Here is an 18152-nt window from a genome sequence, read left to right as displayed (position 1 = left end):
GCGGGGGTCCTGGTCCGGCGCGCGCTCCGACTTGGCGGTACCGTGGCGCGCACAGCAGGCCCGCGCGCCGCACTGCGCCGGGCCAGGACCAGGAGCACCACACAGCATGAGTACGCACGACCGACTGACGCACATCGACGAGGCGGGCGCAGCCCGCATGGTGGACGTATCCGAGAAGGACGTGACCGCGCGCACCGCCCGCGCGAGTGGCCGCGTCCTCGTCTCACCCCGCGTGATCGAGTTGCTGCGCGGTGAGGGCGTGCCCAAGGGAGACGCCCTGGCCACCGCGCGCATCGCGGGCATCATGGGTGCCAAGCGCACCCCGGACCTCATCCCGCTGTGCCACCCGCTGGCCGTCTCCGGTGTGAAACTGGACCTGTCGGTCGCGGACGACGCCGTGGAGATCCAGGCCACCGTGAAGACCACGGACCGTACGGGCGTCGAGATGGAGGCCCTCACCGCGGTGTCGGTCGCCGCGCTCACCGTGGTCGACATGATCAAGGCGGTCGACAAGGGAGCGGTCATCACGGACGTACGGGTGGAGGAGAAGGCGGGCGGCAAGTCGGGCCACTGGAGCCGGGCGTGACCGAGGCTGCAGGACCGTCCGACACCACGGGCGCGCCCGCCCGGTACCGCGCGCTGGTCGTGACCGCCTCCAACCGGGCTGCCGCGGGCGTGTACGAGGACAAGGGCGGCCCGCTGGTCGCCGAGGGCCTGACGGGCTTCGGGTTCGCCGTCGAGGGGCCGCAGGTCGTCCCCGACGGGGACCCGGTGGAGGCCGCCCTGCGCGCCGCCGCCGCGGCCGGGTACGACGTCGTCGTCACCACCGGAGGCACCGGCATCTCGCCCAGCGACCGCACGCCCGAGGCGACCCGCAAGGTGATCGACTACGAGGTGCCGGGCATCGCCGAGGCCATCCGGGCGTTCGGACGGGAGAAGGTGCCGACCGCGGTGCTCTCCCGGGGCCTGGCCGGCGTCGCGGGCCGGACGCTCATCGTCAACCTGCCCGGGTCCACCGGCGGAGTGCGGGACGGGCTGGCCGTCCTCGAACCCCTGCTGATCCACGCGGTCGACCAGATCCGCGGCGGCGACCACCCGCGGCCGGACACGCAGGCAACGGCAGCCGGCGGCGAGCACGCGGGCGGCGGCCACCACAGACGCACCGGGGGTGCGCACTGACCAGTTCGTCCTGGCCCGTCGTGCTGGCGGACGGCGATGTCGTCCTCCGGCCGATAAGGCTGCGCGACCAGCGTGCCTGGCGCGAGGTGAACCGGCGCAACCGGGACTGGCTGCGCCCCTGGGAGGCGACCATCCCGCCGCCCACGCCCAGCGGGCCGATCACGCACCGGCCGACCTACCGCCAGATGGTGCGGTACCTGCGCTCCGAGGCGCACGCGGGCCGGATGCTTCCCTTCGTCATCGAGTACCAGGGCCGCCTGGTCGGGCAGTTGACGGTCGCCGGGATCACCTGGGGATCGATGTGCTCGGGGCACGTCGGCTACTGGGTGGACGAGGCGGTGGCCGGCCGCGGGGTGATGCCGACGGCGGTCGCGCTCGTGGTGGACCACTGTTTCCGCACCGTCGGTCTGCACCGCATCGAGGTCTGCATTCGCCCCGAGAACCAGCCGAGCCGCCGGGTCGTGGAGAAACTCGGATTCCGCGAGGAGGGGCTGCGGCCACGGTATCTTCACATCGACGGCGCCTGGCGCGATCATCTGGTCTACGCGCTCACCGCGGAAGAGGCCCTCGACGGACTGCTCGACCGCTGGCGCCGGGCACGTCCTCGCCGGTCGGCGGGCACCGAGAGCACCCCCCGAAATGCGCAGAGCGCGCCGCAGGGCACTCCACCGCAGGCCACGCCCCGGAACGCTCCGCAGAACACGCCGGGAATCCCGCCTAGCCCGTGAAATTGAATATATGTTCGAAATTGATCGACCGGTGACCGTCTCAGGGCAATGAATTCCCGCCCCCGACGCCCTGCTGATCGGATCGGTCGCAAAAAAAGCTCGAAATATCAGCCAGATCGTGCGACACACCGGCTCAATTGGCGGATGGCCTCATGCAAACCCCTCTACCGTGTGAGGCGTGAGCAGCAGCGGCCTCATCTACGCAGTCATTGTCGGGGCCTGGGCCGCCTACTTGGTGCCGATGTGGCTCCGTAGGCAGGACGAGCTGAACGAGGCCCGTCCGACGGAACGCTTCAGCACCGCCATCCGGCTGCTGTCCGGACGGGCGGGGATGGAGCGCCGGTACGCCAAGGACCTGCGGGCGCGCTCCACCGAGGAGGGGGAGTCCGACGCCAGTGATCCGGACGCCGTCACCGATTCGGTGGACGTCCGTGCCTTCGCCATGCCTCCGACCCGCCGTCAGGTGCGCGCGGAGGCAGAGCCGGAGACGCCGGCACCCGTCCCCGCTTCCGTACCGGGCTCCGCGCCCAAGCCCTCGTCCGAACTCCCTTCGGATCCCCCGTCCGGTCGGCCGTCCGAGCCCGCGCGCAAGCGCGTGCCGAACGCGCGGCGTACGCCCGCGGAGCAGACGGCCGCGGCACGCGCCCAACGCTCGAAGGTGCTCGCGCGCCGCCGGCGCACGACCGTGATGCTCTTCCTCGCCTTCACGCTCGGCGCGATCGTCGCGGCCGTCGGCGGCCTCGCGTTCCTGTGGGCGCCCGGCGTGCCCGCCGTACTGCTCAGCGTGTACATCGCGTACCTGCGCACCCAGGAACGCCGCCGCTTCGCCTACCAGATGGACCGGCGCCGGGCCGAAGTCGCGGCGCAGCGACTGCGGGAGCGCCAGCCGCGCCGGCGTGCGTCCATGACCGCGGGTGCCACGGCCGACGAAGCGGACGAAGGACGAGAAGCGGAGTCCGACCCCGGCCTGTCCGCGACGCTCGCCGCGGACCGCCGCGCACTCGTCGAGCAGACCGACCACGCGGAGTGGGTCGACCAACAGCGCGAGCGTCAGCGGCGCCCCGGGAACGGCGACAGCTGGGACCCGGTGCCGGTGCCCCTGCCGACGTACGTCACCGCTCCGGTCGCCCCGCGCGCCACGTCCGACGTGGATCTGGGCGCGCCCGACGCGTGGAGCTCGGCGCGGTCCAGCTCCGTGGCGCCGGAGCAGGAGGCGGCCGCGGCCGCGCGGGGCGCCGACGCGGCCGAGCCGGGGCCCGCCGCGGAGGACAAGCCGGCGGCGGACGGACGCAGTGACGCCCGCCGCGCCGCCTCGGCCCGCCGGGCGCGCGAGCGCGGCCGCACCCCGCTCTTCGACCAGTACGCGGACGGCGACCGCCCGCGCGCGGCGAACGAGTGACAGACGCGGGCGGACCGGAACCCCACCCGCCGGAACCCGGCCCCTGACCAGTCGGGGAACGGATTTCCAAGCACCCTGACGGGGATGCTAGAGTTTCACTCGTTGCAAGGGCCTGTGGCGCAGTCCGGTAGCGCACCTCGTTCGCATCGAGGGGGCCAGGGGTTCAAATCCCCTCAGGTCCACGCAGCATGAAGCCCCTGTCGGCAGTAGTCGACAGGGGCTTCATCGTATGTGCGGCGCGAACGGCGCGCGTGACACGCGTACGGCACCGGCGGCCGACCCCAACAGGGCTGACTGTGATCCCTCTTACAGAGGGCTTCCGTTCTTCAGCGGCTTCGCGAGGCACCGGCTCGACTCGTAATGGCGGTAGTAGCCGAACTTGACGCACGGTTCGTAGCCGCTGGACGCGTAGAGGGCGATGGCCTCCGGCTGCTTGTCGCCCGTCTCCAGGACCATGCGGATGCGGCCGGCGGCGCGGGCGTCGTCCTCCAGGGCCGCCAGCACGCGGCGGGCCAGGCCGCGGCCGCGCATCTCCTCGATCACGTACATGCGCTTGAGCTCGGCGTCGCCGTTCTCGTTGCCCTCGCCGTTCTCGTCCTGGCTGCGCCAGCCGCCGGTGGCGACCGGGCGGTCCTGCTCGTCGTACGCGATCAGGTACACGCCCCTCGGCGGCTCGAAGTCCGACGTGTCCAGTTCGGTGGCGTCGCCGCCGTCGCCGTAGCGCACGTGGTACTCGTCCTGGACCGCGTCGTTGAGCTTGACGGCGTCGGGGTGGTCGAAGGGAACGCGACGTATGTTCACGCCGGGCATCGTACTTCTGTGCGGACGGTGGAAGCGGGGCTCTGTCCCGTGTGCCGGTATCGTGCCCTGATGCTGACTGTGACCTCGGTGAATGTGAACGGGCTGCGGGCCGCCGCGAAGAAGGGCTTCGTCGAGTGGCTCGCGGAGACCTCCGCGGACGTGCTCTGCCTGCAGGAGGTGCGCGCCGAGCCGCAGCAGCTTCCCGAGGGCGTACGGCAGCCCGACGGCTGGCACGTCGTCCACGCCCCGGCCGCCGCCAAGGGACGCGCGGGCGTCTCCCTGTACACCCGGCGCGAGCCCGACCGCGTCCAGGTCGGCTTCGGCTCGGCCGAGTTCGACGGGAGCGGACGGTACGTCGAGGCCGACCTGCCCGGCGTCACGGTCGCCTCCCTCTACCTGCCCTCCGGCGAGGTGGGCACCGAGCGGCAGGACGAGAAGGTCCGCTTCATGGGCGAGTTCCTCGCCTACCTGAAGGTCCTGCGCGAGCGGGCCGCCGCCGACGGCCGGGAGGTCGTCGTCTGCGGCGACTGGAACATCGCCCACCAGGAGGCCGACCTCAAGAACTGGCGCGGCAACCGCAAGAACTCCGGCTTCCTGCCGGAGGAGCGTGAGTGGCTGAGCCAGGTCCTCGACCCGGCGGACGGCGGATACGTCGATGTGGTGCGGGCTCTGCATCCGCAGACCGAGGGGCCGTACTCGTGGTGGTCGTACCGGGGACGGGCTTTCGACCATGACAGCGGATGGCGCATCGACTACCACGTCTCGACGCCCGGGCTCGCGGCCAAGGCGGTCAAGGGCTTCGTGGAGCGGGCGGCCACGCATGCCGAGCGCTGGTCCGACCATGCGCCGGTGACCGTCGTCTACGACCGCTAGAACGGCCGCGGCGTAGTCCGGAGGCTCAGTCCCGCTTCCGCAACCGCCGGTCCAGCGCCAGCGACAGTTCCGCCTGGACCACGCTGCGGGCCAGGGGGCGGAGGCGTTGGAGGTCTTCCTCGGGGGAGTGGCGCAGGATCAGGTCGGCGTAGAGGTCGGCCAGGGCGTCCGCGTGTTCGCGTACGCGTTTGCCTGCCGTCAGGACCTCCGCGAGGGGGATGCCCTCGCGGACCAGGGTGACCGAGACCTCCAGCAGGCTGCGGCTGATGTGGACGATCTCGTCGCCGTCGGTGCCCAGGTAGCCCAGGTCCATGGCGGCGGCGAGGTTCTCGGGGGTGGCGTCGGCTCCGAAGTGGTCGGCGAGGTCCTCAGGGGTGAGGCGGACCGGTTCCTCCTCGGTGGGGGCGTCGACGCCGAGGAGCTCGGCGACGTCGCGGCCGTGGTCGAAGGCCTCCGCGAGCTCCGCGATGCCGTTCAGGGTGTGGCCGCGCTCCAGGAGTGCCGTGATGGTGCGCAGGCGGGCCAGGTGGTGCTCGTCGTACCAGGCGATGCGGCCCTCACGGCGGGGCGGCGGTATCAGTTTGCGTTCGCGGTAGAAGCGCAGGGTACGCACGGTGATGCCGGCCAGGCGGGCCAGTTCCTCCATGCGGTACTCGCGGGGTGCGCTGCGTCGGTCCTCGCCGCGCTCCCCGGATCGTCCGTCGCCTCGTCCACCGTCGTCTGCCACGTTCGCAGCCTATGGCGTACCGCCGGTAACTTTCCCTCTCCCGACCCCTACCCATCGGTACGGAGCTGCTCTACCCTCCTCCCATTGCGCCAGTATTCACTGGCGTGGTCCGTTGGGTCCTAGGGAACGGCTGGAGGCTTCGGGATGACCGAGCACGAGCATGTACGGGTGGCGGTGATCGGGTCCGGGTTCGGCGGTCTGGGGGCCGCCGTACGGCTGCGCCGCGAAGGGGTCACCGACTTCGTCGTCCTGGAGCGGGCGGACAGCGTCGGCGGCACCTGGCGGGACAACAGCTACCCCGGGTGCGCCTGCGACGTACCGTCCCACCTCTACTCCTTCTCCTTCGCGCCGAACCCCGACTGGCCGCGCACCTTCTCCGGGCAGGAGCACATCCGCGCCTACCTGGAGCACGTCGCCGACGTCTTCCACCTGCGACCGCACCTGCGCTTCGGCTCCGAAGTGAAGACGATGACCTGGGACGCCAAGGAGCTGCGCTGGGAGATCGAGACCAGCAGCGGGTCGCTCTTCGCGGACATGGTCGTCTCCGCCACCGGGCCGCTGTCCGATCCGAAGATCCCGCGGATCCCGGGGCTGGACACCTTCCCCGGCAAGGTGTTCCACTCGGCCCGCTGGGACCACGACTACGACCTGCGCGGCAAGCGGGTCGCCATGGTCGGCACGGGGGCCTCCGCCATCCAGATCGTGCCGGCCGTCCAGCCCCTCGTCTCGAAGCTCACCCTCTTCCAGCGCACCCCGCCGTGGGTGATGCCGCGCGTCGACCGGGCCATCAGCGGTGTCGAGCGGTGGATCCACCGCCGGCTGCCCTTCACGTCCCAGGCCCGGCGCGGACTGCTGTGGGGCATACGGGAGTTGCAGGTCCAGGCCTTCACCAAGCGTCCGAACGAGCTCGGGCTCGTCGAGCAGCTCGCCAAGCGCAACCTGGGCCGCGCCATCAAGGACCCGGCCCTGCGCGCCAAGCTCACCCCGGACTACCGGATCGGCTGCAAGCGGATCCTGCTGTCCAGCTCGTACTACCCGGCGCTCGCCCGGCCCAACGTGGACGTGGTCGCCAGTGGCCTCAGCGAGATCCGCGGCTCGACCGTCGTCGCCGCCGACGGCAGCGAGGCCGAGGTGGACGCCATCGTCTTCGGCACCGGCTTCCATGTCACCGACATGCCGATCGCCGAGCGGGTGGTGGGGGCGGAGGGCAGGACCCTCGCCGAGAGCTGGAAGGACGGGATGCAGGCCCTGCGCGGGACCTCCGCGGCCGGCTTCCCCAACTTCATGACGATCATCGGGCCCAACACGGGCCTCGGGAACTCCTCGATGATCCTGATGATCGAGTCCCAGCTGAACTACCTGGCCGACTTCGTACGGCAGCTCGACGTCCTCGGCGGCCGCGCCGCCCTCGACGCGCGCCCCAGCGCCGTACGGGCCTGGAACCACCGGGTGCAGGAGCGCATGAAGCGCACGGTGTGGAACACCGGCGGCTGCACCAGCTGGTACCTGGACGCGAGCGGGCGCAACACCACCGTCTGGCCCGGTACGACGACGGAGTTCCGGCAGGCCACACGGCACGTCGACCTCGCGGAGTACGCGGTCGTCCGTCCCCCCGCGCAGGGCACGCCCCAGGACGCGGACCCCACCGAGACCGCGGAGGTCGCAGCATGAGCCGGCTCACCCACATGGCCTCCGGGCCCTACGCCCCGCCCGCCCCCGCGCACGAACTCACCGCGGTCTCCGCCGACGGCGCGCGGCTGCATGTCGAGGTGCACGGCCCCGAGCACGCGGCCCCCGTCGTCCTCGCCCACGGATGGACCTGCTCGACCGCCTTCTGGGCGGCGCAGATCCGGGACCTGGCCGTCGACCACCGGGTCATCGCGTACGACCAGCGGGGGCACGGGCGCAGCCCGGCGAGCTCCGCCTGCACCGCCGACGCGCTGGCGGACGACCTGGAGGCGGTGCTCGCCGACACGCTCGCGCCCGGCGAGAAGGCCGTGATCGTGGGCCACTCGATGGGCGGGATGACGGTCATGGCCGCGGCCGAGCGGCCCGGATTCCGGGAGCACGCCGCCGCCGTTGTGCTGTGCAGCACGGGCAGTTCGCGGCTCGTCGCCGAGGCACGCGTGGTGCCGATGCGCGCGGGGCGCCTGCGCAGCTGGCTGACCGGGCACATCCTGGGCTCGCGCGCCCCGCTCGGTCCGGTCACGCCGATCGCCAAGCGCATCCTCAAGTACGCCACGATGGGCCCCGGTTCGGCCCCGCACATGGTGGAGGCGTGCGCACGGATCGTGCACGCCTGCCCGCGCGCCGTGCGCCACGCCTGGTCGCGGGTGCTCGATCGGCTCGATCTCGACCACGGCGTACGGCAGTTGAGGGTCCCGACGGCGGTGGTCGTCGGCACCGACGACCGGCTCACGCCGCCGGTGCACGCGCGGGCCCTGGCCGGCGCGCTGCCCGAGTGCGTCGGCACGACCGAGCTGCCCGGCCTCGGTCACATGACTCCGGTGGAGGCGCCCGAGCTGGTCACCGGGAAGATCCGGGAACTCGTCGAGAAGTACCTGACGTCCACGACGGACGCACACACCAAGGAGGGCGCATGAGCAGGATCAGCCTCGAGGGGCAGGTCGCGGTGGTCACGGGGGCCGCGCGGGGCGTCGGTGAACTGCTCGCGCGCAAGCTGTCCGCGCGCGGCGCCAAGGTCGCGCTGGTCGGACTGGAGGAGGAGGCGCTCAAGGACGTCTCCGGGCGGCTGCACAGCGACAGCGACTACTGGTACGCCGACGTCACCGATCACGAGACGATGGCCCGCGTCGCCCGCGAGGTCAAGGAGCGGTTCGGCAAGGTCGACATCGTCGTCGCCAACGCCGGTGTCGCGACCGGCGGTCCGTTCGTCGACTCGGACCCGGAGGCCTGGCGGCGTGTGATCGAGGTCAACCTGATCGGCTCGGCGGTGACGGCCCGCGCCTTCCTGCCGGTGCTCGCGGAGAGCCGCGGTTACCTGCTCCAGATCGCCTCGCTCGCCGCGATCACGCCGGCGCCGATGATGACGGCGTACTGCGCGTCCAAGTCGGGCGTGGAGGCGTACGCGCACAGTCTGCGTGCCGAGGTCGGCTACCAGGGCGTGCGCGTCGGCGTCGGGTATCTGTCGTGGACCGACACGGACATGGTGCGCGGCGCGGACCAGGACGACGTGATGCGGGAGCTGCGGCAGCGGCTGCCGTGGCCGTCCAACAAGACCTATCCGCTGGGTCCGGCGGTGGACCGCATCGTGGCCGGGATAGAGAGCCGGTCGAGCCATGTGTACGGGCAGTGGTGGCTGCGCGGCATGCAGGGCGTGCGCGGCTACCTGCCGGGGCTCATCGGCACCGTCGGGCAGCGCGAGATGCGGCGGTTCGCGGACCGGCTCCAGGGCATGCGGACGGGTCTGGTCGGCGCGGGCGGCGCGGCGGACGAGCAGGAGCGGGCCGTACGACCGAACTGACCTGGGATTACGCTCTGTCAATGATCGACATGCGGAGGGTGTCCGCCCGTGTGAATCTGGTCGAGGCCCGATCGGGCCGTTCCCCTCACCCTTACGGGAGTGAACCCACATGGGTATGAAGGACCAGATGCAGCAGAAGGCGCACCAGGCCAAGGAGAAGGCGCAGCAGGCCGGTCGACAGGGTCAGCAGGCCGGTCGACAGGGTCAGCAGGCCGGTCGACAGGGTCAGCAGGCGCAGCCGGGCCGCAAGCAGCGTGACGAGCAGGCCGAGCGCATGCACCGCGACGAGCAGGACCGCTTCAACCAGGACTACGACGCCTGACGTTGACGGTCAACTGGAAGGGGTGCCCTCGACGGGGGGCACCCCTTCTCCCGTGGCGGGCCTCACGTGTTCCGCGGGGGCAGTTTCGGGCGGGAGCGGTCCGGTACGTCGCTGTAGTCCGGTGGGCGGGCCGGGGGGTGGGTTTCGAGCAGGTCCAGGGCCAGCCGAACCGCGTCGTCCACCTGGACGTAGCGGCCCTCGGCCCAGTCGAGCGGGGTGCGCAGGGCCTCCACGTCCGGGCTGACGCCGTGGTTCTCGACGCCCCAGCCGTACTCGTCGAACCAGGCCGCGTTCATCGGCACCGTGATCACCGTGCCGTCGCCCAGGCGGTGGCGGCCGGTCATGCCGACGACGCCGCCCCAGGTGCGCTGGCCCACCACCGGTCCCAGATCGAGCAGTTTGAAGGCGGCCGTGATCATGTCGCCGTCCGACGCCGTCGCCTCGTCGGCGAGCGCGACCACCGGGCCCCGGGGTGCGTTCGAGGCGTACGAGATGGGCTGGGCGTTGCGGGTCAGGTCCCAGCCCAGGATGGTGCGGGTCAGCTTCTCGACGACGAGTTCGCTGATGTGGCCGCCCGCGTTGCCGCGCACGTCGACGATGAGCGCCGGGCGGAAGACCTCCATGCGCAGATCGCGGTTGAACTGGGCCCAGCCGGAGCCGCCCATGTCGGGGATGTGCAGATAGCCGCACTTGCCGCCGCTCAACTCCCGTACGACCTCGCGGCGTTTGGCCACCCAGTCCTGGTACCGCAGGGGCCGCTCGTCGATCAGGGGCACCACGGCCACCCGCCGCGGTGGCTCGTCGTCGCCCTCGGGCGGTGCGAACGTCAGCTCCACCGTCGTACCGCCCGAGCCCGCCAGCAGCGGATACGGGCCGGTGACCGGGTCGACCGGGCGGCCGTCGACGTGGGTGAGCGCGGCGCCCTCGCGGATGCCCGTGCCGGCGAGCGGGGAGCGGGCCCGGGAGTCGGAGGACTCGCCGGGCAGGATGCGCCTGACGACCCAACGGTCGTCGCGGCGGATGAAGTTGGCGCCCAGCAGGCCCTGCCGGCGCTGGTAGTGGGGCGGTCCCTCGTTGCGGCGGGCGGCGGCGACGTACGCGTGCGAGGTGCCCAGCTCGCCGAGGACCTCGCGCAGCAGATCCGCGAACTCGTCCGGGGACGCGACCCGTTCGACGAGCGGGCGGTACTGCTCCAGCACCGCGTCCCAGTCGATGCCGGACATGTTCGGGTCCCAGAAGTAGGCGCGGGTGATGCGGCCCGCCTCCGCGTACGCCTGGCGCCACTCGGCGGGCGGGTCCACCACGTGCCGGATGCGACGCAGGTCGATCCAGACCGTGGTGTCGCTGTCGCCGGGCTCGGTGGCGGGTACGGCACGCAGGTCGCCCTCGTCCATGACCACCAGCCGGGTCCCGTCGCCGCTCACCTCGAACCCGTCGAGATGGCCGACGAGTTCGGACTTCTTCGCCTTGGCGATGTTGAAGTGCTCGAGGCCCGGACGGCCGCTCGTGTCATTGGGGTTGACGAAGGTCTCGCCGAGCGCCCCCGAGATCGGCCAGCGCAGCCAGACCAGACCGCCGCCCGCGACCGGTTTCAGCGAGGAGTACTTGGAGGCGGTGACCGGGAAGGGGGTCACCCGGCTCTCCAGCCCCTCGATCTCGACGGTCACCGTGCCGGCGCCCTCCTCGCCCTGGGCCTCGCTCTTGATGGGGTCCAGGCCCCCGGCGGCCGGGCGCCCGTCCGGGTTCAGGGCGAAGGGGGAGGGGGTCGCCGACGACAGCGGCACCAGGTACGGGCGGCAGCCCAGCGGGAAGGACAGGTCCCCGGTGTGCACGTCGTACACGGGGTCGAAGCCGCGCCAGGACAGGAAGGCGAGATAGCGGCCGTCGCTCGTGAACACCGGGTTCTCGTCCTCGAAGCGGCCGTTGGTGACGTCGACGATCAGGCCGTCCTTCAGTCGCGCCAGCTTGATCTGGCGCAGCGAGCGGCCGATGCCGGGGTGCGACCAGGTCAGCCACATCCCGTCCGGGGAGAACGCGAGGTCGCGCACCGGCCCGTTGTCCGACCGGATCAGCTCGGTGACCTCCCCGCCCGCCTCCGCCGACGTGCCGAGCAGCAGCAGCCGCCCGTCGTTCGAGGCGATCGCGAGGCGCTCGCCCTCGGGGTCGGACACCAGCTCCCTGACATGGCCCAGCTCGCCGGAGGCGAGGCGGCGCGGTGCGGGGTCGCCGGAGGAGCGCGGCAGGGGGTCGATCTCGATGGCGTCGGCGCCGCCCTCGTCCGTGACGTAGGCGACCTGGCCGCTGGAGCCGAGCATCGCGGGGAGCCGGACCCGTACGCCCGGAGTGTCCGTGAGGGTGCGGGCGGGGCCGTCGCGGTGCGTGAGCCAGTACAGGCTGCCGCGGACGACGACGGCGCTCGCCCGGCCCGTCTCGTCCACGGAGATCCCGTCCACGTTCTGCGCCGCCGGGATGTGGTATCGACGGCGTCCCGCGCTCGATCCACCGAGTTGTACGTCGAGGCGGCGCGGGATCGAGTCGGGGGAGAGGTCGTCGACGATCCACAGGTCGCCCGCGCACTGGTAGACGACCCGGTTGCCGTCCGTGGAGGCGTTGCGGGCGTAGAAGGCGTCGTGGTCGGTGTGGCGGTGCAGGTCGGTGCCGTCGTACGCGCACGAGTACAGGTTCCCGATGCCCTCGTGGTCGGAGAGGAAGGCGATGCGGCCGTCGACGAACATGGGGGAGCTCAGATGCCCGTCGAGGTCGGGCAGCAGCCGCTCGCCGTGCATCCACAGCCGGCCCATGGCGCCGCCCCGGTAGCGCTTCCAGGCGGCCGGGTCGTGCGGTGGGGTGCCGGTGAGCAGCAGGGTCTTGCGTTCGCCGTCGATGTCGGCGACCTGGATGGAGGAGGCGGGACCCCAGGGCAGCTTGCCGCCGGGGTCGCCCGTGGTGGGGACCTTGTAGGGGAACGTGAAGTGCGAGAAGGGCTCGCCGTGCGAGGCGACGGCGAGGATGTCGCCGTCGGGGGTCCAGCTGCAGACCTGGGTGTCGTCGTTGCCCCAGTAGGTGAGGCGCTTGCCGGGGCCGCCGTCGACGGGCGCCAGATGGATCTCGGGCGAGAGGCTGTGCCAGCTCGTGTAGGCGATCTGGCTGCCGTCGGGCGAGAAGCGGGGGTGGCCGACCTTGGTGCGGTCGGCGGTGAGCCGCCAGGCGCGGCCCGGGGAGTCGAGGGGGGCCAGCCACAGGTCGTCCTCCGCGACGAAGCACAGCTGGTCGTCGTTGATGTGGGGCATGCGCAGATAGCTCACCTCCTCATGCTTCGCCGGGGGATGGAGCGAGGCAACTCGTGGCGGATCGTCCCGGGGCACGCAGGTCCGGAAACCCGTCGCCCGCCCGGTACATGGACCGCTAGCGTGCCCGCCATGACCATGAGCACAACAGCCGCCCCCGCCTTCGGCGCTCCCTCGGAGCACACCTCGTGACGCCGCTGGTCACCGCGGCCGTTCTGCTCGCCGCGGTCATGCACGCCAGCTGGAACGCCATCGCCCACAAGATCACCGACAAGCTGGTGGGGTTCACGCTGATCCTGCTCGGCGGCGTGCTCATCGGGCTGGTGCTGGCGCCCTTCACGGCGTTCCCGGCGGCCGGGGCGTGGCCGTACCTGATCGCCTCGACCGTCCTCCACCTCGGATACGTCGTGCTGCTGATGACGTCGTTCCGGCTCGGCGACTTCGGGCAGGCCTACCCGCTCGCGCGCGGCACCGCCCCGCTGATCGTCACCCTGCTCGCGGCCCTCTTCGCGCACGAGACGCCGGACGGCTGGGCCGCCGCCGGGATCGGGCTGTCCTGCGCCGGGCTCACCGGGGTCGCGCTGTGGGGGCTGCGCGGGCGCCGGCCGAACTGGGCGGCGATCGCTGCGGCGTGCGCGACGGGGCTGTGCATCGCCTCGTACACCGTGGTCGACGGGATCGGCGTGCGCGCCTCCGGCACCGCGGTCGGGTACACCGCCTGGCTGATGGTGCTCCAGGGGGTCGCGATCCCGGCGTACGCCGTCCACCGCTGGCGGGGCGAGACGGTCGCCCTGTTGCGCCCCGTCGCCGCGCTCGGGCTGCTGGGCGCCGCCCTCTCCGTCGCCGCGTACGGCCTGGTGCTGTGGGCGCAGACCCGGGCCGACCTCGCGCCGATCGCGGCCTTGCGCGAGTCCTCGATCATCGTCGGGGCGGCCATCGGGGCGGTGTTCTTCAAGGAGCGGTTCGGCGTGCCGAGGATCGCGGCGGCCGGACTGCTGGTCGCCGGGATCGGCCTGATGCTGCACGCCGGTTAGCGCGGCGGGATGCCGGGCGGCCGCGGCGTGCGAGAGGCTGGGTCAACACCCGTACGAGAACAGGAATTCACGCATGAGCGACAAGCCGACCGTGACCGTCCTGGGCACCGGCATCATGGGCGCCGCGATGGCGCGCAGTCTGGCCCGCGCCGGGCACACCGTCCGCGCCTGGAACCGCACCCGCGCCAAGGCCGAGCCGCTGACCGCCGACGGAATCGAAGTCGTCGACACCCCGGCCGAGGCCGTGCAGGGCGCCGACGTCGTCCTGACCATGCTGTACGACGGTCCGGCCACCCTGGAGGTGATGCGCGAGGCCGCTCCCGCGCTGCGCCCCGGCATGGTGTGGATGCAGTCGACCACGGCCGGGGTCGATTCGATCGGCGACCTCGCCGCCTTCGCCGACGAGCAGGGCCTGGTCTTCTACGACGCCCCCGTGCTCGGCACCCGGCAGCCCGCCGAGACCGGGCAGCTCACGGTCCTGGCCGCCGGGCCCGAGGCGGGCCGTGAGAAGGTCACGCCCGTCTTCGACGCCGTGGGCGCCCGTACCGTGTGGACCGGTGAGGACGGCGGCGCGGGCAGTGCCAGTCGGCTGAAGCTGGTCGCCAACAGCTGGGTACTCGCGGTCACCGCGGCGACCGGCGAGGTGCTGGCCCTGGCCGAGGGCCTCGGCGTCGACCCGCAGGGCTTCTTCGAGCTGATCGACGAGGGCCCGCTGGACATGGGCTATCTGCGGGCCAAGGCCGGTCTCATCCTCGACGGCGCGCTGACGCCCGCCCAGTTCGCGGTGGGCACCGCCGAGAAGGACGCGCGGCTGATCGTCGCCGCGGGCGAGCGGCACGGCGTACGGCTGGACGTCGCCGAGGCCGCCGCCGAACGCTTCGCCCGGGCCGCCGCGCAGGGCCACGCCGCCGAGGACATGGCCGCCGCGTACTTCGCGAGCTTCGAGGAGACGCCGGCCTCCTGAGAACGCTGACGTGACGTCTCCGGTGGGGAGGAGCACCCTGGAATCAGTGATTCCGGAGGTGGTCGTCATGATGCACCCCGCAGTGGGATGGCATGTCGAGATGGAGTTCATGGAGGACGATCAGCACACGCGTGCCGCGGCCCTGCTCCGCCTGCCCGACGGCACGGAGGTGCGGGCGCACGGGACCGCGAGCAGATATCACACCGACAACAACCAGCCGCGCGTCGGCGAGGAGATCGCGGGCGCGCGTGCCCTCAACGAACTCGCGATGGAGCTGCTGACCAAGGCTCACGAGGAGATCGACGTGAGCTCCGGGCGGATCTCGCACCCGATCCACATGTGAGCGCCCGGCGGGTGAGCGCTCTGCCGTGCCGGTGCGGACGGCCTTCCCTACGCGAGGGCCGTCCGCACCGCCTTCACCAGCGCCTGCGCGCGCGGGTCCGCCGTCACGCTCTTCCTGAAGCCGTTGGTCACATAGCCGAAGGCGATCCCCGCGGCGGGGTCGGCGAAGGCGAGCGCGCCACCGCGGCCCGGGTGGCCGAAGGAGGCGGGGGACAGCAGCGGCGACGCCGGGCCGTGCAGCATGTAGCCGAGGCCGAAGCGGGTGCCCACCACGAGTACGCGGTCGGGCCCGGCGGACTGCTCGGTGCGGGCCAGTTCCATGGTTCGCGGGGTGAACAGGCGGGCGCCGCCGTCCACTTCGCCGATGAGCGACGCGTAGAAGCGGGCCAGGCCGTCGGCGGTGGCGATGCCGTTGGAGGCGGGAAGTTCGGCCGCGCGGTAGGCGGGGGAGTTCTCGTCCGGGGCCGGGCTGATCGCGGCGAAGGCGCGGCGGGTCAGGGAGTCGGGGTCGGCGTAGGCCTCGGCGACGGACCGCTTCGGACGCGTCTTCAGCCGGCCGGCCGTTTCGGGGGCGTCCACCGGGCCCACGCGTCCCACGCGCGCCTGCTCCGACTCCGGCAGGCCGAGCCAGAGGTCCGCACCCACCGGCGCCGCCATCTCGGCCGCGATCCACTCGCCGACCGGGCGGCCCGTGATGCGCCGCACCAGCTCGCCGGTGAGCCAGCCGTACGTCTGCGCGTGGTAGCCGTGGGCCGTGCCCGGCTCCCAGACCGGTGCCTGGGCGGCGACGGCCTCGGCACCGAGGTCGGGGTCGGCGGCCTGGTCGGGGGTCAGCGGACGGTCGAGGACCGGGACGCCGGCGCGGTGCGCGAGCAGATGCCGGACCAGTGTCCGCTCCTTGCCCGCGGCCTTGAACTCCGGCCAGTACGTGCCCACCGGCGCGTCCAGGTCCAGCTCCCCGCGCTGGTGCAGGAGCAGCAGCGCGGCTGCGGCGACGCCCTTCGTCGCGGAGCGCACGATCTGCGCGGTGCCGTGCTCCCAGGGAACCGTGCCGGCCGCGTCGTCGACGTCCTTGGTCCCGCCCCACAGATCGACGACCCGGTGCCCGTGCCGGTACACGGTGACCGCCGCGCCCCGCTCGCCCAGCAGCGCGAAGTTTCCTGCGAACGCCTCCCTGACCGGTTCGAAGCCCTCGGCCACAATGCCGTGCACGTCAGCGCCGTTCACGTTCGCCCTTTCCTCCGCGTTGCCTTCGACAGCGGGTGCAACAGCGGCTGTCGGCCTGCGATTCCTTCGTGCCGCTAGCCGAGGACGATCGTTACGTCGATGTTGCCTCGCGTCGCGTTCGAGTACGGGCAGATGGCGTGGGCGTCGTCCACCAGCTGTGCTGCGACGTTCGCGTCGAGCACCGGCAGGGAGACGCTGAGGGCGACCGCGAGGCCGTAGCCGCGGTGCCGGTTGGGGCCGATGCCGACCTTCGCGGCGACGGTGGAGCCGGTCAGGTCGTAGCCCGCGCGGTTGCCGACGAGGATCAGCGCGTTGTGGAAGCAGGAGCTGTAGCCGGCGGCGAACAGCTGCTCCGGGTTGGTGCCGCTGCCGTCGCCGCCCAGCTCCGGCGGCATCGCGACCTGCAGGTCGACCCGGCCGTCACGACTGGTGACGTACCCGTCCCTGCCGCCGTGGGCGGTGGCCTCGGCGACGTACATGATCTTCGTCGGACGGGTGTCGGTGGCGGCGTCTTCGATCACGGCGGGACCTCCTCCAGGGGGAGAAACAGCGTTGAGTAACACAGGAGTGCGCAAGTACATCGTGCACAAGATACTGGCCGGTAACGACGGGATGTCGTCAGGGGGGCGCAACTGTGGGTAACGCCGGGGGAGGAGTGCGGTGGTGTCAGCGCCGGTCGGCCGCGGCCCGCTCCGCGCGTTCCGCGAGGCGCCACAGCTCGGTGCGCAAGCGCTCGGCCTCCGGCTCGTCGAGGCCCGTCGTCGTAAGCAGGGCGCCGGGCACGCGGGCCGCGCGTTCCCGCAGCTCCTCGCCGCGTCCGGTGCAGGCGACGAGCACCGAGCGCTCGTCCCGGGCCGAGCGCTCCCGGCGCACCAGGCCCGCCGACTCCAGCCGCTTGAGAAGGGGCGACACCGTGCCGTAGTCGAGGTGCAGGGCGGCGGCCAGCTCCTTCACCGTGGTCTCGCCGCGCTCCCAGAGAACCATGAGGACGAGGTACTGGGGGTAGGTGATCCCGAGGTCGTCGAGGAGCGGACGGTAGGCGGCGGTCACGGCGCGCTGCGCGGCGTACAGCGCGAAGCACAGCTGGTCGTCCAGCAGCGGCGCACCGGCGGCTTCGTTCTCGTCTTGACGCGTCACGCGCCCATTGTCACGGACGCGCCAGGACGGTCGTCACGGAAACGTGTCATGGCGACGCGCTGCTACGGACCGGCGTCGGTGGATCACGGACGGCGGAAACGGACCAATATGCACAATTCAGGAAATATGGGACATTGGGGTGAAGGCGGTTGTACGAAACTCGCACAGGTCACGCAGCGTTAGGGGCAGGTCCGATGTCCGTAGTCGAGCAGTACGCGCGCGCCCACATCGTCACGGACGAGGACGCGGAGGATCCCGGTGCCGTGCCCGTCATCCTGAGCTACGACCCCGACACCGATCCGCAGTCGGTGCAGGTCGTCCTCCCCGGGGCGGACGAGTGGACGTTCTCTCGCGCGCTGCTGGAACAGGGGCTGCGGGCGCCCGCGGAGAGTGGGGCGGTACGGGTGTGGCCGTGTGGCCGGGTCCAGTCCGTCGTGGAGTTCCACTCCCCGGAGGGCGTCTCCGTCGTGCAGTTCGACACGAAGACGCTGCTGCGGTTCCTGAGGACGACGTACATGGCCTCGGAGCTGGTGACCCACTGAGGTCACCGGACGAGCTCAACGGCCGGTGGGGGTCCTCGATCGATCGAGGACCCCCACGGGAGAGCGTGGTGGGGGGGAAGAGTGTGGTCATAGAAGTGTTTATCTA

The 18152-nt window shown here is 72.0% G+C and carries 19 protein-coding genes and 1 tRNA gene; 14 read left to right on the top strand and 6 right to left on the bottom strand.

Annotated elements, in window-relative coordinates; all coding sequences use genetic code 11:
* Nucleotides 1–106 precede the first annotated feature (106 nt).
* The 5 genes from moaC (at nt 107) to ABZ910_RS16830 (ending at nt 3488) form a co-directional block, all read left to right on the top strand.
* Complete coding sequence (gene moaC / locus ABZ910_RS16850) at nt 107–586, top strand: cyclic pyranopterin monophosphate synthase MoaC (protein WP_361364899.1); 480 nt, start codon at nt 107–109, stop codon at nt 584–586.
* Complete coding sequence (locus ABZ910_RS16845; protein ID WP_361364896.1) at nt 583–1179, top strand: MogA/MoaB family molybdenum cofactor biosynthesis protein; 597 nt, start codon at nt 583–585, stop codon at nt 1177–1179. Before moaC ends, ABZ910_RS16845 begins: the two co-directional genes overlap by 4 nt.
* Nucleotides 1180–1199: 20 nt before the next feature.
* Nucleotides 1200–1907 carry a GNAT family protein gene (locus tag ABZ910_RS16840; protein WP_361364893.1) on the top strand — a complete coding sequence of 236 codons (708 nt, stop codon included), beginning with the start codon at nt 1200–1202 and terminating at the stop codon, nt 1905–1907.
* A gap of 178 nt (nt 1908–2085) precedes the next feature.
* Complete coding sequence (gene glpR, locus ABZ910_RS16835; RefSeq protein WP_361364890.1) at nt 2086–3306, top strand: gephyrin-like molybdotransferase receptor GlpR; 1221 nt, start codon at nt 2086–2088, stop codon at nt 3304–3306.
* A 108-nt stretch (nt 3307–3414) separates the two neighbouring features.
* Nucleotides 3415–3488, top strand: a tRNA-Ala gene (locus ABZ910_RS16830).
* 124 nt (nt 3489–3612) lie between these two features.
* On the opposite strand, the gene ABZ910_RS16825 is transcribed toward ABZ910_RS16830, so the two are convergent.
* Nucleotides 3613–4107, bottom strand: coding sequence for a GNAT family N-acetyltransferase (locus ABZ910_RS16825; RefSeq protein WP_361364887.1), 495 nt, complete (start codon nt 4105–4107; stop codon nt 3613–3615).
* A 69-nt stretch (nt 4108–4176) separates the two neighbouring features.
* Here ABZ910_RS16825 and ABZ910_RS16820 point away from each other — a divergent pair, with 69 nt between their 5' ends.
* Nucleotides 4177–4980 carry an exodeoxyribonuclease III gene (locus ABZ910_RS16820; protein WP_361364884.1) on the top strand — a complete coding sequence of 268 codons (804 nt, stop codon included), beginning with the start codon at nt 4177–4179 and terminating at the stop codon, nt 4978–4980.
* 25 nt (nt 4981–5005) lie between these two features.
* Here ABZ910_RS16820 and ABZ910_RS16815 read toward each other — a convergent pair whose 3' ends face one another.
* Complete coding sequence (locus ABZ910_RS16815) at nt 5006–5626, bottom strand: MerR family transcriptional regulator (protein ID WP_361365315.1); 621 nt, start codon at nt 5624–5626, stop codon at nt 5006–5008.
* A 225-nt stretch (nt 5627–5851) separates the two neighbouring features.
* On the opposite strand from ABZ910_RS16815, the gene ABZ910_RS16810 reads away from it, so the two are divergent.
* The 4 genes from ABZ910_RS16810 (at nt 5852) to ABZ910_RS16795 (ending at nt 9513) form a co-directional block, all read left to right on the top strand.
* Complete coding sequence (locus tag ABZ910_RS16810) at nt 5852–7378, top strand: NAD(P)/FAD-dependent oxidoreductase (RefSeq protein ID WP_361364881.1); 1527 nt, start codon at nt 5852–5854, stop codon at nt 7376–7378.
* On the top strand, nt 7375–8310 hold the full coding sequence (locus tag ABZ910_RS16805; RefSeq protein ID WP_361364878.1) for an alpha/beta hydrolase: 936 nt from the start codon (nt 7375–7377) through the stop codon (nt 8308–8310). Before ABZ910_RS16810 ends, ABZ910_RS16805 begins: the two co-directional genes overlap by 4 nt.
* Nucleotides 8307–9191 carry an SDR family oxidoreductase gene (locus ABZ910_RS16800; RefSeq protein ID WP_361364875.1) on the top strand — a complete coding sequence of 295 codons (885 nt, stop codon included), beginning with the start codon at nt 8307–8309 and terminating at the stop codon, nt 9189–9191. The genes ABZ910_RS16805 and ABZ910_RS16800 overlap by 4 nt, the downstream gene beginning before the upstream one ends.
* A gap of 109 nt (nt 9192–9300) precedes the next feature.
* On the top strand, nt 9301–9513 hold the full coding sequence (locus tag ABZ910_RS16795; protein WP_361364872.1) for a hypothetical protein: 213 nt from the start codon (nt 9301–9303) through the stop codon (nt 9511–9513).
* 62 nt (nt 9514–9575) lie between these two features.
* On the opposite strand, the gene ABZ910_RS16790 is transcribed toward ABZ910_RS16795, so the two are convergent.
* Nucleotides 9576–12818, bottom strand: a complete 3243-nt coding sequence (locus tag ABZ910_RS16790; protein ID WP_361364869.1) for a S41 family peptidase — start codon at nt 12816–12818, stop codon at nt 9576–9578.
* A gap of 170 nt (nt 12819–12988) precedes the next feature.
* Between ABZ910_RS16790 and ABZ910_RS16785 the strand changes: the two genes are divergently transcribed.
* The 3 genes from ABZ910_RS16785 (at nt 12989) to ABZ910_RS16775 (ending at nt 15141) form a co-directional block, all read left to right on the top strand.
* A complete protein-coding gene (locus ABZ910_RS16785) occupies nt 12989–13834 on the top strand; it encodes an EamA family transporter (RefSeq protein ID WP_361364866.1) in 846 nt (281 codons plus the stop codon).
* Nucleotides 13835–13907: 73 nt separating this feature from the next.
* Nucleotides 13908–14798 (top strand): NAD(P)-dependent oxidoreductase, encoded by an 891-nt coding sequence (locus ABZ910_RS16780; protein WP_361364864.1) that lies wholly within the window; start codon nt 13908–13910, stop codon nt 14796–14798.
* Nucleotides 14799–14865: 67 nt separating this feature from the next.
* On the top strand, nt 14866–15141 hold the full coding sequence (locus ABZ910_RS16775; RefSeq protein ID WP_361364861.1) for a DUF1876 domain-containing protein: 276 nt from the start codon (nt 14866–14868) through the stop codon (nt 15139–15141).
* A gap of 47 nt (nt 15142–15188) precedes the next feature.
* Here ABZ910_RS16775 and ABZ910_RS16770 read toward each other — a convergent pair whose 3' ends face one another.
* The 3 genes from ABZ910_RS16770 to ABZ910_RS16760 form a co-directional block, all read right to left on the bottom strand.
* Nucleotides 15189–16367, bottom strand: coding sequence for a serine hydrolase domain-containing protein (locus tag ABZ910_RS16770; protein ID WP_361364858.1), 1179 nt, complete (start codon nt 16365–16367; stop codon nt 15189–15191).
* A gap of 74 nt (nt 16368–16441) precedes the next feature.
* Nucleotides 16442–16846 (bottom strand): organic hydroperoxide resistance protein, encoded by a 405-nt coding sequence (locus tag ABZ910_RS16765; protein WP_361365312.1) that lies wholly within the window; start codon nt 16844–16846, stop codon nt 16442–16444.
* A gap of 187 nt (nt 16847–17033) precedes the next feature.
* Nucleotides 17034–17504 carry a MarR family transcriptional regulator gene (locus ABZ910_RS16760; RefSeq protein WP_361364855.1) on the bottom strand — a complete coding sequence of 157 codons (471 nt, stop codon included), beginning with the start codon at nt 17502–17504 and terminating at the stop codon, nt 17034–17036.
* Between the two features lie 194 nt (nt 17505–17698).
* Here ABZ910_RS16760 and ABZ910_RS16755 point away from each other — a divergent pair, with 194 nt between their 5' ends.
* Complete coding sequence (locus tag ABZ910_RS16755; RefSeq protein WP_361364852.1) at nt 17699–18046, top strand: SsgA family sporulation/cell division regulator; 348 nt, start codon at nt 17699–17701, stop codon at nt 18044–18046.
* Nucleotides 18047–18152 lie beyond the last annotated feature (106 nt).

It is taken from the genome of Streptomyces sp. NPDC046805 (assembly GCF_040645355.1).
Lineage (GTDB): Bacteria > Actinomycetota > Actinomycetes > Streptomycetales > Streptomycetaceae > Streptomyces.
Note: the sequence above shows the minus strand (reverse complement) of the source record. Positions and strands in the feature narration are given on the sequence as shown.

What these genes read in the sequence shown, in the direction of transcription:
- moaC (WP_361364899.1), top strand. Translation starts at nt 107, where the DNA reads ATGAGTACGCACGACCGACTGACGCACATCGACGAGGCGGGCGCAGCC.
- ABZ910_RS16820 (WP_361364884.1), top strand. Translation starts at nt 4,177, where the DNA reads ATGCTGACTGTGACCTCGGTGAATGTGAACGGGCTGCGGGCCGCCGCG.
- ABZ910_RS16815 (WP_361365315.1), bottom strand. Translation starts at nt 5,626, where the DNA reads ATGGAGGAACTGGCCCGCCTGGCCGGCATCACCGTGCGTACCCTGCGC.
- ABZ910_RS16810 (WP_361364881.1), top strand. Translation starts at nt 5,852, where the DNA reads ATGACCGAGCACGAGCATGTACGGGTGGCGGTGATCGGGTCCGGGTTC.
- ABZ910_RS16805 (WP_361364878.1), top strand. Translation starts at nt 7,375, where the DNA reads ATGAGCCGGCTCACCCACATGGCCTCCGGGCCCTACGCCCCGCCCGCC.
- ABZ910_RS16800 (WP_361364875.1), top strand. Translation starts at nt 8,307, where the DNA reads ATGAGCAGGATCAGCCTCGAGGGGCAGGTCGCGGTGGTCACGGGGGCC.
- ABZ910_RS16795 (WP_361364872.1), top strand. Translation starts at nt 9,301, where the DNA reads ATGGGTATGAAGGACCAGATGCAGCAGAAGGCGCACCAGGCCAAGGAG.
- ABZ910_RS16780 (WP_361364864.1), top strand. Translation starts at nt 13,908, where the DNA reads ATGAGCGACAAGCCGACCGTGACCGTCCTGGGCACCGGCATCATGGGC.
- ABZ910_RS16775 (WP_361364861.1), top strand. Translation starts at nt 14,866, where the DNA reads ATGATGCACCCCGCAGTGGGATGGCATGTCGAGATGGAGTTCATGGAG.
- ABZ910_RS16765 (WP_361365312.1), bottom strand. Translation starts at nt 16,846, where the DNA reads ATGTACGTCGCCGAGGCCACCGCCCACGGCGGCAGGGACGGGTACGTC.
- ABZ910_RS16755 (WP_361364852.1), top strand. Translation starts at nt 17,699, where the DNA reads ATGTCCGTAGTCGAGCAGTACGCGCGCGCCCACATCGTCACGGACGAG.